Raw genomic sequence first — 15,672 nt, forward strand, 5'->3', positions numbered from 1 at the left:
GGAATTTTTCAGCAAAGATAAGACTGAAACATGATCTAAAACATAAACAAAGATAACAAGGAGCTGCTCATGTGGTCATTAATTGTCGCTATTGTGGTGGGTTTTATTGCAGGTTTAATCGCACGTGCTATTCATCCTGGAGATGACAAAGCAGGGTTTATTGTCACAACATTGTTAGGGATTGCAGGCTCTTTATTGGCCACCTACGCAGGTCGTATGCTAGGACTTTATTCAGATGGCTCGGCTGCAGGTTTTCTCGCTTCTATCATTGGTGCGCTGATTATTCTGTTTATTTATAATATGGTCACGAAAAAATCGCGTGCTTAAATATAGTCCTGATCTTTCAATCGAATTAAAAAACCGCCTAAAACTTCAGGCGGTTTTTCTTTTGACTGAACTAAACTGTACTGAAATCTAGCCCATTCACATAACAGTTTTACAAACCAAATTCTTTAAAAATCTGCTCAATTTGTGCGGCAGGATAAGCACCCATCACTTTAAAACCATTTGAAAAAATGATGGCAGGCGTTCCTTGCACAGCTAAACTTTTGGCTAAAGCCAAGTTACGCTCAATTGGGTTGGCACAACTGCTTTTGCTGCTAGGCAACTGCGCTTTACTGATTAAATTTTCCCAAGCCTGTGCTGGATTCTTCTCACAAAACACCTGTTTAGACGGCGTTACAGATTGTGCTTTTAACGGCAAAACAAAGGTATAAACCGTAATATTATTCAGCTTTTTCAGTTCAGCCTCAAGTTGTTTACAATATGGGCAATTTGGGTCAGAAAAGATCGCAATCTGACGTTTACCCGTACCTCTTACACTTTTTAAAGCATCCTGCAAAGGTAACTTTTTCCAATCCACACTGTTTTGTTGAATCAATAAATCTTTGGTCAGATTATGCTGATCTTTCAAACGAATCATAGAGCCCGCCAAAATATGTTGGGCATCTTCGTTTAAATACACCACTTGACCATCCATAGCAGCGCTATAAATCCCTTTCATTTCTGTGGCCTGAATATTTTCTAGCTTTAAATGTGGGTGCTGCTGTTTTAAATTTTTTGTTACTGATGCCACATCGGCCATACTAAATGTACTGCACACCCCGATTAAGGCTGCCAAACTCAATTGTTTAATCATTGTCTGAACTTGATAAAATAAATTCATCCCGATTCTAAGCTCAAAGCCAAACCAAATTCAGCATTTTTTAGCCTGTTTTACGCAAATGCTACAAGCCACTCAATACATCATATTTAAGTTTCACGTGGAACATTCACAGACAGCGGTGCATTAATTTCTACAGACACATGCACAATTTCTTCATGTACCGCCAAGGCTGCACGTACCTGATCTGCATCTAAGTTTTCCGCCGTTTCCAAAGCCAAAATGCAGGAAAATTTACCTTGCCCAACTTTCCAGACATGCAAATCGGTGATACTCACCTGTACAGGTAACTCATCAACCACCTCGCGAATTTCATCTACCACAGGATGATCCATTTCTGCATCTAAAAGGGTGCGACCTGTTTCAAGCATTAGCCCAATTGCCCAGCGTGCGACCAAAATTGAACCTACAATTCCCAAAACTGCATCTAGAAAATCCCAGCCCCAATATTTGCCTGCAATCAGGGCAATAATCGCAAAAATAGAGGTGACCGCATCTGCCACCACGTGCATAAAGGCTGCTTTCTGATTCAAGTCATGGCTGTCATGTGCATGCTCGTGCTCATGATGGTGATGGTGATGGTGATGGTGATCATCTTCATGTAATAACCATGCACAAATCAGATTCACCAATAAACCTAAAACTGCAATTGGAATGGCTTCGTTATAATGAATATCGACAGGAAAAAATAAGCGCTGGATAGAATGTACCGCCATAAATGCGGCCACAACTAACAATAAAATGGCGCTGCTATAACCTGCTAAAATTTCAATTTTCCACGTTCCAAAACTAAAGCGGGTATCTTGAGCATAATAACGTGCCGCACGATAAGCAAAATAAGCCAATCCTAAAGCCAGCATGTGTGAACTCATGTGCCAGCCATCGGCCAGCAATGCCATCGAATTAAAGACCCATCCTCCAATGATCTCTAAGAACATCATGACAGCAGTTAACAAAGCCGCATATAATATTCGCTTCTGCGCCAGCGGATTGCCTTGATCGAATTGATGCACATGGGTACGATGATGAGAATGTTGCTGACGCATAGCGGGAGGTCGTTCTAAAATATACTCCCCTACAGTATATTAAAATTGAGGTGATGTGTTGAGCCATTTACATACAGATAAAAAAATTTTAAATCGTGTGAAACGCTTACAAGGGCAAATTGGGGCGGTAGAACAAGCCATTCAAGACCCTGAACGCGGCTGTATTGAAGTATTGCAACAAGTGGCGGCCATTAAAGGTGCAGTCAATGGACTCATGAACGAGCTGATCGAATCACATTTACGCCATCACGTGATTGGTGATCAGTGTGAGGTTAACGAACATGAACTAGAAGAATTTATGAAGCTGTTAAAACGCTACAGCTAAACACATAAATTGGCTTGACCACTTAAACTGCTTCTCTTTACACTGAGTTTTTATTTCTCACTATTTGAGAGCTAGACCCTAAGCTTTAGCACTCAATCGAGTTTTTATGACTCAATCTCAATCTTGGCATCCCTTTGTGATGATCAGCCTTGCCCTGATCATTGGCACCATGGGCACAGCACTTGCCAGCCCACTGTATCCAATTTATCAGGAACTTTGGCAGCTCCTCCCCAGTCATATCACCTTTATTTTTGTTGCCTACATGTTCGGCTGTTTGGCTACCTTGCTATTTTTAGGGCGTACCAGTAACAGCATTGGCTTTTTAAAAACCTTAGAATTGGGCTTGGTGATCATCACCCTAGGACTATTGATGTCCATGTTTGCCAATAATGCGCTTTGGTTAGCTTTCGGGCGTTTTATTATTGGAATTGCTTCGGGATTAATGACCACCTCAGCATTAATTGGCCTGATTTGGAGCATTCCCGCATCCCATAAAGCACATGCCCCTCAACTTAGTTCGGTGATTACAGCCGTTGGTTTTGGTTTAGGCCCTTTGTTGGGTGGAGCGATTGCTCAATTTTCTGCTGCTCCCTTATTTACGCCTTATATTCCAGTGATTATTGGGGCAGTTTTATGTTTTATTGGTTTATACCGTTTACCTCAACCACAATTTGAGGCACAGGCCTTTTCAATTGCGCCACGTTTGGAACGCCCAGTACCGCAATTTCATGCTGAATTTTATATTACGGGTTTAACTGCATTTTGCGCCTTTGCGGCGTTTAGCCTTTTTGCTTCACTTTCTCCCTCTTTTGTGCAAGTGATTATTCCTTGGCACGGGCCGTTGGTCAGTGGCTTGGCTATTACCTGTATTTTGCTGATTTCAGCCGTGGTGCAATATTTTTCTAAAGCTATTCCTGCACGAACTTGCCTGAATTATGGCTTGTATTTACTGCTGTTCAGCCTATTAATTTTAGGCTTATGTATGTATTTACGCTGGAGTTTTCTATTTTTTGTCAGTGATATTTTACTGGGAATTGGACACGGTTTGGCACTCATTGGCGCCTTTGGTCTGATTCATGCTATGACCAATGTTCAGAATCGCGCAGCGGTGATGTCGACCTATTTATTTGTCGGATATTTGGGCACAATCTTGCCCATTATTGCAGTCGGTTATTTAGCCGACCACTTTGGTTTAAGCACTGCAGTATTGAGTTTTTGTACAGCAATCTGCTTACTGTGTGCAATCTTGATTATGTGGCACCGCCGTCTACAAGACAGCCCAGTCTTAGATTAATCGTACTCTCTTAATAAGGGTATAGCTTAAACCTTAGCCATGAACTTAAGTAAAAACATGCTGCAAGCAGCCGCCTGCTTTAATCAGCTATTTTTCATTGTTCGGTTGATGCTCAAGCTCTTTAATCAAGAAATAGTTTAAAAAAGTCCGAATCACGGCAATGATGCCTAGTTTAATCAGGCTGTCTAAATCGGGATCAACTGTTGTCGCCAAAATATCTGCGGCCAATTGAAACTCTAAAGCGGTCGCCAACCAATCTCCAAAGCAATATCGCGCAGTGCGGCCTGATTTTAACTGGATCAGCACAGTTAAGGTTTTAATTAAACCAATAACCACACACACCACAGAGATAAACTCTAGGGAAAGTTGCAGAAAATGCACCCAAGTGATCAGTAGTTCTCTTAAATACATCACATCCAGCATTTAAAATCTCCTGCAAAGAGCTTCTCTTAGGCATTAAGCATTCAATTTAGTGTCAGTTTTTTAATTATTTACACCATCATAGCTTTAAATGCTGGGGGTAAAAAGACCAAAGTGATTTGAACAGGTGCTTGTGACGAATGGGAGACTAAAACAATATGTAAAGTGATGTTTTTTAACAGTATGCAGTAAATATGAGAAAAATAAAAAAGCACTAAGTTATTAAAACTTAATGCTAATTTTTATAGTTACCTAGAAAGTAATCGCGGGAAATTGAAATTACTTTCCAATACAGAATGATCCAAAAATCTTACCCAACAAATCATCGGCAGAGAAATCACCTGTAATTTCACCCAATGCATTTTGCGCCAAACGTAAAGACTCAGCTACTAATTCACCTGCATGATAGACCACCAACTGCTCACGTGCTTCTGCCAAGTACTGCTGAGTGCGCTTCATTGCGTCTAAATGGCGGGTACGTGCAATAAAGGTATCTTCTTCAGGCTGAAATCCTGCATGCGCTGTAATCGCTTCTATGAGCGACTGAACACCTGTTTCCTGTTTAGCCGACACCGTAATGTGCCTAAAGCCATTAAAATCTGAAATTTCAGCGGCGACTCCAGTTAAATCACATTTATTGCCAATCAACATTAAACGCTTTGGCTCAATATGCTGAGCAAAATAGTGCTGTGCCAATTGCAGTGGATCTTCATGCTGGCTTAAGTCATAAACCAATAGCAATAAATCTGCCTGTTCAATTTCTTTAATGGCACGGCGGATGCCTTCTTTTTCAACAATATCGCCTGTTTCACGTAAACCAGCGGTATCGGTCAGAGTAATAGGTAAACCATTTAAGCTGATCTTTTCATGCAATACGTCACGTGTAGTACCCGCAATATCCGTCACGATGGCACGTTCAATTCCTGCTAGTGCATTCAGCAAAGATGATTTACCTGCATTTGGTTTACCCGCAATTACCACCTGCAAACCTTCACGCAACAATTGCCCTTGACGTGCAGACTGTTGCACGGCAGTCACCGAAGCAGCAACATCATCTAGCAAATTTAAAATTTTCCCATCGGCCAGAAAATCAATTTCCTCTTCGGGAAAATCAATGGCAGCTTCTACGTGCAGGCGCAAATGAATTAATTTTTCCAGCACGGTATTCACTTTGGTGGAAAATGTCCCCTGCAAAGAACGTACTGCAGACCGTGCTGCAGCTTGTGAAGTAGCATCAATTAAATCGGCTATCGCTTCAGCCTGTACCAAATCCAGTTTGCCATTTTCAAAGGCACGCATGGAAAATTCACCCGCTTTGGCAGCTGTTGCCCCAAGCTCGAGCAAACGAGCGAGCAGGGCATTTTGAATGACAGGACCACCATGACCCTGCAATTCCACCACATCCTCACCAGTAAATGAGTTTGGATTAGGAAAGCAAATCACCAAGCCTTCATCCATGACCTCACCTGCCGCATCATAGAACTGCCTAAAGCCTGCATAACGTGCTTTAGGCAAGGATTTTTCGGTCAAAGCCTCCGCTATGGCATAGGATTTTGGGCCAGACAGGCGGATTACCCCCACACCACCACGGCCAGGCGGAGTCGCAATTGCTGCAATGGTGCTGCGGTTATACATAAATTCACCTAAAACTTTTAAAAGATATACAAAGAAAAATCCGCCTAAGATTACCATCTTAAGCGGATTTATTCAGCTGCTCAGCCACACTTAATTGGCTGGAGTTGCTTGCTCACGTTTGGCACGGTCTTTCTCAACGCTTTTGTTGATCAAGCTTTGCTGTAAAATCGTAATCAAGTTATTGACAATCCAGTACAGAACCAAGCCTGCAGGGAAGAACAATAAGAATACGGTGAACACAACAGGCATCACACGGAAGATTTTAGCCTGCATTGGATCAGTCGGTTGTGGGTTCAACATTTGTTGAATATACATGGTCACACCCATCAATAATGGCAGGATAAACCATGGATCCATTGCCGATAAGTCCTGAATCCAACCTAACCATGGCGCATGACGGAGCTCTACCGATTCCATCAATACCCAATACAAAGCAAGGAAAATTGGCATTTGCAGTAGCAATGGCAAGCAACCAGACAATGGGTTGACCTGTTCACGCTTATACAAAGCCATCATTTCTTGCGAGAAACGCATACGGTCTTCACCAAACTCTTCTTTCATGCGCTGCATTTCAGGTGCAATCACACGCATTTTCGCCATAGAGCGATAGCTCTTAGACGACAATGGCCACAGAATCAGTTTCACTAAAATAGTCAATAGAATAATCGACCAGCCCCAGTTCCCAACTAAACCATGGAAGAATTGCAAGCCAACGAACAATAGCTTGGCAATTGGCCATAACCAGCCATAATCCACAGTTTGGTTCAAACCAGTCGCTAAATCTTTTAATTCAGACTGAATTTTTGGGCCAGAATAGAACGTCGCATCGACTTCAGCCACCGTACCTGCAGGTACATTAATGGTTGGTGAAGTGAAACCAATGATGTTCATTTCATCGGTAGACTTACGTGATTCCAGTTTCGCAGCGTACGGCTGACCATCGGCTTGTGTCAGTTTTAATTGACCAGGCACCCATGCACTCACGAAATAGTGCTGTACCACTGCCACCCAACCGCCTGTTGCATCAATACTCAGTTTTTCTTCATTGAAGTTGTCAAATTTCAGCTTGTTGTAGTGCTCATCAGGCGTACCCCATGCACCACCCAGGAACGTTCCCAAAGTAAAAATACCTTGGTCTGACTTACCAGGATCATCTGAATTGTCACGTTTGATCTGACCAAACATCTGACCTTGCCAATTTTGCTTACTACGGTTAATCACTTTGTGATTGACCAATACAGGGTATTCACCCTCAGTAAAACTAAAGGTCTTGATGATTTCAACGCCATCTGCAGTTTTATACACCATTGGTACAGTTAAAGTCTTAACTGTTTCACCGGCTTTATTTTTGCTGTCTTTGGCATCGGCTAAGCTATAGTTTGATTTTTCAATTTCATAGCTTGGACGACCATTACGACTACTGTCTGGACCATTTAACCCGATTAACCCAGATTGCGCGACATAAGTGCGCTTAGCGTCGCTTTCCAGCATCACGAAAGGATCGTCACTGTCTTTATTCTTGTCATGATTGAGTAATTCAACACGAACAATATCACCACCTTTAGGATTAATCCAAAGATGATAAAGGTCAGTTTGTACTGAAATAAGCTGCTGACTTACAGGTGCTGTGGCATCGGTTGTTTGCTGTGCAGGAATATTTGCTTGCGGTACATCAGAAGCTGCTGTAGCCGTTTGGCCATTCGGCAAATCTGCAGACACTTCATGTGAAACAACGGCAGTTTGTTGCTGCGGTGCTGTTTCAGCATTTCCATAATCTTTTTGCCACGCCAAAATGAGCAAATATGCGACGACAAACATGGCCCCGAGAATTGCAAACCTGGCCCATTGTTGCATATCTATTACCCCAAGTGGTTAGAGTGATTTTTGGTTCAATAAACGATCACGAAAGGGTACAGTAATGTGATGCGTTTGAGAATCTATTTGCTGAAATGAAATAAAACGAATGACTTTTGGCGGCACTGGGTCATAACCTGAACCACCCCACGGATGACAACGACAAATACGTTTTGTAGCCAGCCACACACCACTCACAGCACCATGGCTATGCACTGCTTCCAAAGCATATTGAGAACAAGTTGGAATATAACGACAGCGCGGGCCCAATAACGGACTAATCGCGATCTGATAGAAACGTATCAACCAATGCAGTAAACGTACCATTGGCCATCTCTACTTTTGTGGGGAGGGAGCTATTTTTGAATGCTTTTTGGCAAGACGTTGCAACTTTTGCCAAGCAAATTGTAATTGCTGATGCAATTCCGCATTAGATACAGTGTCAATCCCGACTTTGGGCATTACCACAATATCCAAGTCATTTAATTGCTGTTGATGCAAGCGAAAGCTTTCGCGAGCAAGTCGTTTTACTCGATTTCGTTCGTGTGCACGACGCACTTTCTTTTTTGCAACGACAAGACCCAAACGGCTATTTGGCAGTTCGGAATGTTTTGCAAGAAATAAGAAATGGGGTTGATGCACTTTAAAAAGCGCACCATCAAACACACCTTTATAATCGGCAGCACAGCGTAATCTCAACTCTGTGCTGAAGCCATAAAGTGTTGTCATAACACCCAAAAGTCGGTTCAGCGTGACTGTATTAAACAGTTAAGCTGTGACGACCTTTTGCACGACGGCGAGCTAATACTTGACGACCAGCTTTAGTAGCCATACGAGCACGGAAACCATGAACGCGCTTACGCTTTAATTCAGATGGTTGAAATGTACGTTTCATATCGAAACTCCAAAAATGATCTTTCTATAAAGGTCCGCGATTTTAGTGCTCATTGCTTGAGCTGTCAATGAAAAACACGTTTTCTTATTAAATAAGCCTTAATTTTTCATTCAACTTACTTTTGCCAGCGTGTTCAGTTTTTTTGGTAATTTTAAAATATACACAAGATAAACATTTGTTTATGCTTGACTAATAAGTTATTAACAGTATTATTCACATAATTATCCACAAGTTTATTCGCTTTTAATTTATGGCTGTTGTTTTGAATTTAAATTTAAACCATAGCTGAATTATCCACAGCAGCTTGCGCTCTTATAAATAAATTCAAATTTATAAATTTAAATTTATTACTATTAGGGCAGCATTTTTCTGTGGGAAAGCCACTTTTTATATAATAAAACAATGAGATGTATTGTGGATATCTGTGTTTTTATAAGTTTAATACTTTGTGGATAACTTTATGTTATATTTTATCCACATCTTGCGGATAAACTTATCCACACCACGATATAAATTTAAATTCAGGTTTGATGATTTCTTTTTTGAGCAATTTTGCTGATTTTGTCATGACAGATGTGGATAACTTGGTTAGAATGGCGACCCGCTCAGGCGGTCTAGGTAAGTTTTAAATTTAAAATGGATTGAATAGGGGTTTCACATGCTTTGGACGGACTGCTTAAATCGCTTGCGACAAGAGCTCTCTGGAAATGTCTTTACAATGTGGATTCGCCCATTGGTGGCAGAAGAAGTTGAAGATACATTAAAACTTTATGCGCCTAATCCTTATTGGACACGCTACATTCAAGAGCATCATCTCGAGTTAATTGCTATTTTGGCCGAACAACTGTCTGAAGGACGGGTGCGTAAGGTTGAAATTTTGGTCGATTCACGTCCAGGTGCAATTTTATCTGCCAGTGAACAACCTGCTACAACTACAGCTGCGCTGGAATCTGCGCCTGTGCCTATTGCAAAACCTAAGCGCGAAAAAGAAGAGTCTTCTGCAAAGAGTCGTAAACGCCAGTTAAATCCGTTATTCACCTTTTCTTTGTTTGTAGAAGGTCGTTCTAACCAAATGGCTGCGGAAACCTGTCGCAAGGTTTTGACCCAGTTGGGGGCATCTCAGCATAACCCGTTATTTTTGTATGGCCCTACAGGTTTGGGTAAGACCCACTTAATGCAAGCAGTGGGTAATGCTTTGTTGCAAGCCAAACCCAATGCTCGGGTCATGTATATGACTGCAGAAAGTTTTGTGCAGGACTTTGTCAGCTCTTTGCAGCAAGGTAAAGTTGAAGAATTCAAGAAAAACTGTCGTTCTTTAGATTTATTGTTGGTCGATGACATCCATTTACTGGCTGGTAAAGAAGCCAGTTTGGTCGAGTTTTTCTATACTTTTAACGCATTACTCGATGAATCTAAACAGATTATTTTAACCTCAGACCGTTATCCAAAAGAATTAACTGAATTGGATGCTCGTTTGGTGTCACGTTTTTCGTGGGGCTTGTCTGTAGGGGTTGAACCACCCGATATTGAAACCCGTATTGAAATTTTATTAAAGAAAGCCGAAAGCAGTGCAGTAGATTTACCACGTAATTGTGCTTTATTTATTGCTCAACAGGTGGTGGCGAACGTTCGTGAATTAGAGGGCGCCTTGAATAAAGTCGTCGCCATTTCACGTTTTAAAGGCACACCTATTGATCTAGATGTGGTTCGTGAATCTTTAAAAGACGTTTTAGCAATTCGTGCGCGTACCATCAGCACAGAAAATATTCAGCGTGTGGTGAGTGAGTATTTCCGTATTCCTTTAAAAGAATTGGTGGGGCCAAAACGTACACGTATTTATGCACGTCCACGTCAGTTGGCGATGGGCTTAGCGCGTGAACTCACAGGTGATAGTTTCCCAGAAATTGGTATGGCATTTGGTGGGCGTGATCACAGTACCGTGATGCATGCCTGCGAAAAAGTACAAAGCCTGCGTGAAGAAGATCCGATCTTTAACGAAGACTATAAAAACTTGCAACGCTTGTTGCAAAGTTGACCGAATTTGCTCAAATTCTGTTCTTGCCATGCGGCAGCTTTTGCCGCATAGTACACTGCTAAAAAATCTATTTTATTCTCCAATCTTCAGTTGTTAGAGGAATGCACCGTGCGTTTAAAAATCGCGAAAGAAAGCTTACTGAATGTTCTGTCACATGTCGTAGGAGCGGTTGAACGTCGCCATACCTTAAATATTTTATCTAATGTCAAAGTACAGGTGACAGAGCAAGCGCTCACCATTACAGGTTCAGACTTAGAAGTTGAATTGGTGGCCAGTACTCAATTGGCAGAAGGTGCATGTTTGCAAGCTGGGGAAACTACAGTACCTGCACGTAAACTCATGGATATTTGTAAATCTTTGCCAAGCGCAGCTTTAATTGATTTACAAATCACTGAAGATCAGCGTTGTATTTTAAAATCAGGCAATAGCCGCTTTGTATTGGGCACTTTGCCTGCAGAAGATTATCCGTTGTTGGCCACTGAAAATGCTCAAGGTACACAAGTGACAGTGACCGAACGTGAATTAAAACGCCTATTTGAAAAAACTGCGTTTGCCATGGCGGTGCAAGATGTTCGTTTTTATTTAACAGGTACTTTGCTTGAAATTGACGAAAATCAATTACGTGCAGTAACCACCGACGGTCACCGTTTGGCTTTATGTGAAACCGTGGCATCTTCTACGGCTACGCAATTGATTCAAGCAATTGTGCCGCGTAAGGCAGTGGCTGAATTGCAACGTTTACTCAGTATTGAAGATGAGCAATTGGCGTTGTTAATTGGACGTGAATTGTTAAACGTGACCATTCGTACCCCAAGCCGTGACAAAGAACAAGCGGATATTACCGTGCGTTTCACCACAAAACTGATTGATGGTAAATTCCCAGATTATCGTCGTGTGATTCCTCGTGGTGGCGACAAAAACGTGCTGATTGCACATGATGTTTTTAAACAGTCTTTACAGCGTGTTGCGATTTTAAGTAATGAAAAATTACGTGGCGTATTTCTGAACTTTAGTGCAGACACTTTGCAGTTACGCGCCAATAACCCAGAACAAGATGAAGCCATTGAAGATTTAGCGATTCAATATGCTGACTCACCGTTAGAAATGTCTTTTAACGCGCAATATTTATTAGATGTTTTGGGCGCATTAGATGGTGATGATGTTTCTATGACCATGACTGAAGCCAATCAGTCAGTATTGGTACAAGACCCAGCGCATCAAGATCAAACTTATGTTGTAATGCCAATGCGTGTTTAAGCGAGTCGTGTATTCAAAAAAATAATTTAGCTGAATCATGCATATTACGCGTTTACATATAGAGCGTGTTCGGAACTTAAAAGCGGTTGCACTTCATGAGTTGCAGCCGTTTAATGTCTTTTATGGGCAAAATGGCTCAGGAAAAACTTCTATTTTAGAGGCGGTTCATTTACTTGCCACAGGCCGCTCTTTTCGTACCCATATTCCAAAAAATTATATTCAGAACAGCAGCCAAGATGCGATTGTATTTGCCCAGTCTTTGACAGAAAAAATTGGTATGCAAAAAATGGCTTCAGGTGAGCAGTTGATTAAAGTCAATGGTGACCCTGTTGCAACCCAAGGTCAGCTGGCTAAGATTTTACCTTTGCAATTGATTGATCCACTCAGTACCGAAATTATTGACCATGGGGCCAAACCACGGCGTCAGTTGCTGGACTGGTTGATGTTCCACGTGGAACCAGAATTTTATCATGCATGGCAATACTATTCCCGTGCCTTAAAACAACGCAATAGCCTACTCAAATCTCAACGTCATTTAAGTCTGTCTGATCTAGAGCCGTGGAACAAAATGCTCAGTGATTATGGGGAGATTTTGCATCGGCAACGGGTTGGTGTTATGGAGCAATGGCAACAGTTTTTTGCTCAGGACTTGCAGCAGTTATTGCCAGATTTAGAGATTCGTCTGGAATATAGCGCAGGCTTTCATACCGATACGGGCTTGCTGAATGATCTGTGCAATTATCATCAAAAAGATCTAGAGCGTCGTTATACCGAATACGGCCCACACCGTGCCGATTTACGCCTAAAAACCCCAATGGGCGATGCAGATGTGGTGCTGTCACGTGGGCAGAAAAAGCTATTGATTATGGCCTTAAAACTTTCACAGATTGCAATGCTGCATGCGTGCAACAAGGAAACTGTGGTATTATTAGATGATCTGACAGCAGAATTAGATTTAAGCGCACAACAACGTTTAATTGAACGATTAAGCCAATTGGGTAGTCAAGTTTTTATTACCACTTTAGATCATCAATCCGTGCAACAACACTTACAAGCGTTGTCGATTCCTTATCGCTTATTTCAGGTCGATCACGGTACGGTGCAGGCTGTTGAGCAATAATTTTTTATCTTTGGATAGACCTATTTTTCACTAGGGAGAAACCATGAGTTCAGAAGATCAATCTGTCTCTACTACAGAACAAACCAATGAAAAGGCTTATGATTCCTCTAGTATCAAAGTATTGCGTGGCCTAGATGCTGTTCGTAAACGTCCAGGCATGTATATCGGTGATACAGATGATGGTACAGGCTTGCATCACATGGTGTTCGAGGTAGTCGATAACGCTATTGATGAAGCTTTGGCGGGCCATTGTGATGAAATCTTGGTGACTATCCATGAAGATGAATCTGTCAGCGTATCTGACAATGGACGTGGTATTCCAACCGATATTCACCCTGAAGAAGGGGTGTCAGCTGCAGAAGTTATTCTGACTATTCTGCACGCAGGCGGTAAGTTTGATGATAACAGTTATAAAGTGTCGGGTGGTTTACACGGTGTAGGTGTGTCAGTCGTGAACGCACTATCGAGCAAACTTGAACTGACGATTAAACGTGCAGGGCAAATTCACCAACAGGAATATCGTCATGGTGACCCGCAATATCCTTTAAAAGTGGTGGGTGAAACCGCAGATTCGGGTACAACAGTGCGTTTTTGGCCAAGTGCTGACACTTTTAGCCAAACCATTTTTAATGTCGATATTTTGGCGCGTCGCTTACGTGAACTGTCTTTCCTGAATGCGGGTGTGCGCATTGTATTACGTGATGAGCGTGTAAATTTAGAACACATTTATGATTATGAAGGTGGTTTGTCTGAGTTCGTTAAATATATCAACCAAGGCAAAACTCACCTGAATGAAATTTTCCATTTCACCTCGCAAGCTGAAAACGGTATTACTGTAGAAGTGGCATTGCAGTGGAATGATTCATATCAGGAAAACGTGCGTTGCTTTACCAATAACATTCCGCAAAAAGATGGTGGAACACACTTGGCAGGCTTCCGTGCTGCGCTGACCCGTGGTTTAAACAACTACATGGAAAGTGAAAATATCCTGAAAAAGGAAAAAGTCGTGGTGTCGGGGGATGATGCGCGTGAAGGCTTAACTGCGATTGTTTCGGTAAAAGTGCCAGATCCAAAATTCTCTTCGCAAACCAAAGAAAAACTGGTTTCCAGTGAAGTTAAGCCTGCGGTTGAGCAGGCCATGAATAAATCTTTCTCTGAATATTTATTGGAAAACCCGCAAGCGGCAAAATCAATTGCAGGGAAAATTATTGATGCAGCACGTGCCCGTGATGCGGCACGTAAAGCGCGCGAAATGACACGTCGTAAAAGTGCGTTGGACATTGCAGGTTTGCCAGGTAAATTGGCGGACTGTCAGGAAAAAGACCCTGCCTTATCTGAATTGTATCTGGTCGAGGGTGACTCGGCAGGTGGTTCGGCTAAACAAGGTCGTAACCGGAAGATGCAAGCGATTTTGCCTCTGAAAGGTAAAATCCTCAACGTGGAACGTGCACGTTTTGACAAGATGATTTCATCTGCTGAAGTTGGAACTTTAATTACCGCTTTGGGTTGTGGTATTGGCCGTGAAGAATATAACCCAGACAAGTTGCGTTATCACAAAATCATCATCATGACCGATGCCGACGTGGATGGTTCACACATTCGTACCTTGTTACTGACTTTCTTCTTCCGTCAAATGCCAGAACTGGTTGAGCGTGGTCATATTTATATTGCACAGCCACCGCTGTATAAGCTCAAAAAGGGCAAACAGGAACAGTACATTAAAGACAACGATGCACTGGAAACTTACCTAATTTCCAATGCCATTGATGAGTTGGAATTGCATGTGAGTGCTGATGCGCCTGCCATTCGTGGTGAAGCGTTGGCGAAAGTGATTGCAGATTACCAAACTTCGCAAAAGAGTTTGAGCCGCTTAACCTTGCGTTATCCTGCAAGTTTGTTGGATGGTTTATTAGAGCTAGAGGCGTTTAAAATTGATCAGACTGCAGATCAAGCTTATGTGCAGCAATGGGGTGAGCAACTGCGCAGCAGTATTGAAAAATTGCAGCCAAGTTTGCGTCCAGAACTGAGTATTGAACAGTTTGAAAAAGAAGATGCAGAGGGTCAAAAATCTGCAACTTATTGGCCAAGAATCACGGTTTATGTACACAACTTACCGCATGCATATTTGTTAGATGCTGGGTTACTTGGTTCAGCTGAATATGCACGTTTGCTGAAAAATTCAAAAAGCTGGTTTACATTGCTTGAAGAAGGTGCTTATTTGGAAAAAGGCGAACGCAAAATTGCGGTCAATACTTTCCATCAGGTGTGGCAACACATTTTACAAGACTCACGCCGTGGCATGATGATTCAGCGCTATAAGGGTCTAGGTGAGATGAATGCTGAGCAGCTTTGGGAAACCACAATGGATCCTGAAAACCGTAATATGTTGCAGGTGACCATTGATGATGCAATTGAAGCAGACCGCATGTTCTCTTGCTTAATGGGTGATGACGTAGAACCACGTCGTGCCTTTATTGAAGAAAATGCCTTAAATGCAGATATTGATGCTTAATTAGCGCCAAGACAATGCATTGTAAAAAGCACTCTACGGAGTAATGCCAGTCAGTTAAGAAATTGACTGGCATTTTCTTGGATATTTTTGTGCTTTAATTTTCACTACTCGCGGACA

At 42.0% G+C, this 15,672-nt stretch carries 14 protein-coding genes and 1 pseudogene; 7 read left to right on the plus strand and 8 right to left on the minus strand.

All coding sequences use genetic code 11. The features are described 5' to 3' along the window. Window positions 1–69: 69 nt before the first annotated feature. A complete protein-coding gene (locus HHA43_RS10135; protein WP_168418729.1) occupies window positions 70–327 on the plus strand; it encodes a GlsB/YeaQ/YmgE family stress response membrane protein in 258 nt (85 codons plus the stop codon). A 109-nt stretch (window positions 328–436) separates the two neighbouring features. On the opposite strand, the gene HHA43_RS10140 is transcribed toward HHA43_RS10135, so the two are convergent. Further along, window positions 437–1,084, minus strand: a complete 648-nt coding sequence (locus tag HHA43_RS10140; RefSeq protein WP_416224684.1) for a DsbC family protein — start codon at window positions 1,082–1,084, stop codon at window positions 437–439. A 167-nt stretch (window positions 1,085–1,251) separates the two neighbouring features. Next, complete coding sequence (dmeF, locus tag HHA43_RS10145) at window positions 1,252–2,208, minus strand: CDF family Co(II)/Ni(II) efflux transporter DmeF (protein WP_168542564.1); 957 nt, start codon at window positions 2,206–2,208, stop codon at window positions 1,252–1,254. Between the two features lie 58 nt (window positions 2,209–2,266). On the opposite strand from dmeF, the gene HHA43_RS10150 reads away from it, so the two are divergent. After that, on the plus strand, window positions 2,267–2,533 hold the full coding sequence (locus tag HHA43_RS10150; protein ID WP_168418732.1) for a metal/formaldehyde-sensitive transcriptional repressor: 267 nt from the start codon (window positions 2,267–2,269) through the stop codon (window positions 2,531–2,533). Window positions 2,534–2,639: 106 nt separating this feature from the next. Then, window positions 2,640–3,827, plus strand: coding sequence for an MFS transporter (locus tag HHA43_RS10155; RefSeq protein WP_171525732.1), 1,188 nt, complete (start codon window positions 2,640–2,642; stop codon window positions 3,825–3,827). Between the two features lie 87 nt (window positions 3,828–3,914). On the opposite strand, the gene HHA43_RS10160 is transcribed toward HHA43_RS10155, so the two are convergent. The 6 genes and pseudogenes from HHA43_RS10160 to rpmH form a co-directional block, all read right to left on the minus strand. Continuing rightward, the gene (locus HHA43_RS10160) at window positions 3,915–4,250 is read right to left on the minus strand and encodes a DUF1622 domain-containing protein (protein WP_168418733.1); all 336 of its coding nucleotides are present in this window, start codon (window positions 4,248–4,250) and stop codon (window positions 3,915–3,917) included. Window positions 4,251–4,526: 276 nt separating this feature from the next. Next, complete coding sequence (mnmE, locus tag HHA43_RS10165) at window positions 4,527–5,882, minus strand: tRNA uridine-5-carboxymethylaminomethyl(34) synthesis GTPase MnmE (protein WP_168542566.1); 1,356 nt, start codon at window positions 5,880–5,882, stop codon at window positions 4,527–4,529. 90 nt (window positions 5,883–5,972) lie between these two features. Further along, a complete protein-coding gene (gene yidC, locus HHA43_RS10170) occupies window positions 5,973–7,736 on the minus strand; it encodes a membrane protein insertase YidC (RefSeq protein ID WP_168542568.1) in 1,764 nt (587 codons plus the stop codon). 5 nt (window positions 7,737–7,741) lie between these two features. Beyond that, window positions 7,742–8,063, minus strand: a pseudogene (yidD, locus tag HHA43_RS10175) (membrane protein insertion efficiency factor YidD). 9 nt (window positions 8,064–8,072) lie between these two features. Continuing rightward, window positions 8,073–8,465 (minus strand): ribonuclease P protein component, encoded by a 393-nt coding sequence (gene rnpA / locus HHA43_RS10180; protein ID WP_096902024.1) that lies wholly within the window; start codon window positions 8,463–8,465, stop codon window positions 8,073–8,075. 31 nt (window positions 8,466–8,496) lie between these two features. After that, window positions 8,497–8,631, minus strand: coding sequence for a 50S ribosomal protein L34 (gene rpmH, locus HHA43_RS10185; protein ID WP_000831329.1), 135 nt, complete (start codon window positions 8,629–8,631; stop codon window positions 8,497–8,499). 658 nt (window positions 8,632–9,289) lie between these two features. Here rpmH and dnaA point away from each other — a divergent pair. From dnaA to gyrB, 4 genes are all read left to right on the plus strand, one after another. Next, window positions 9,290–10,666: a chromosomal replication initiator protein DnaA gene (gene dnaA / locus HHA43_RS10190; protein ID WP_168418738.1), complete on the plus strand. Its 1,377-nt coding sequence runs from the start codon at window positions 9,290–9,292 to the stop codon at window positions 10,664–10,666. A gap of 108 nt (window positions 10,667–10,774) precedes the next feature. Continuing rightward, window positions 10,775–11,923, plus strand: a complete 1,149-nt coding sequence (gene dnaN, locus HHA43_RS10195; protein WP_168418739.1) for a DNA polymerase III subunit beta — start codon at window positions 10,775–10,777, stop codon at window positions 11,921–11,923. A gap of 37 nt (window positions 11,924–11,960) precedes the next feature. After that, entirely contained in the window at window positions 11,961–13,043 is a 1,083-nt protein-coding gene (recF, locus tag HHA43_RS10200; RefSeq protein WP_168418740.1) for a DNA replication/repair protein RecF, read from the plus strand. A 43-nt stretch (window positions 13,044–13,086) separates the two neighbouring features. Further along, a complete protein-coding gene (gene gyrB, locus HHA43_RS10205) occupies window positions 13,087–15,555 on the plus strand; it encodes a DNA topoisomerase (ATP-hydrolyzing) subunit B (RefSeq protein WP_168418741.1) in 2,469 nt (822 codons plus the stop codon). Window positions 15,556–15,672 lie beyond the last annotated feature (117 nt).

It is taken from the genome of Acinetobacter sp. A2 (genome assembly GCF_012371325.1).
Lineage (GTDB): Bacteria > Pseudomonadota > Gammaproteobacteria > Pseudomonadales > Moraxellaceae > Acinetobacter.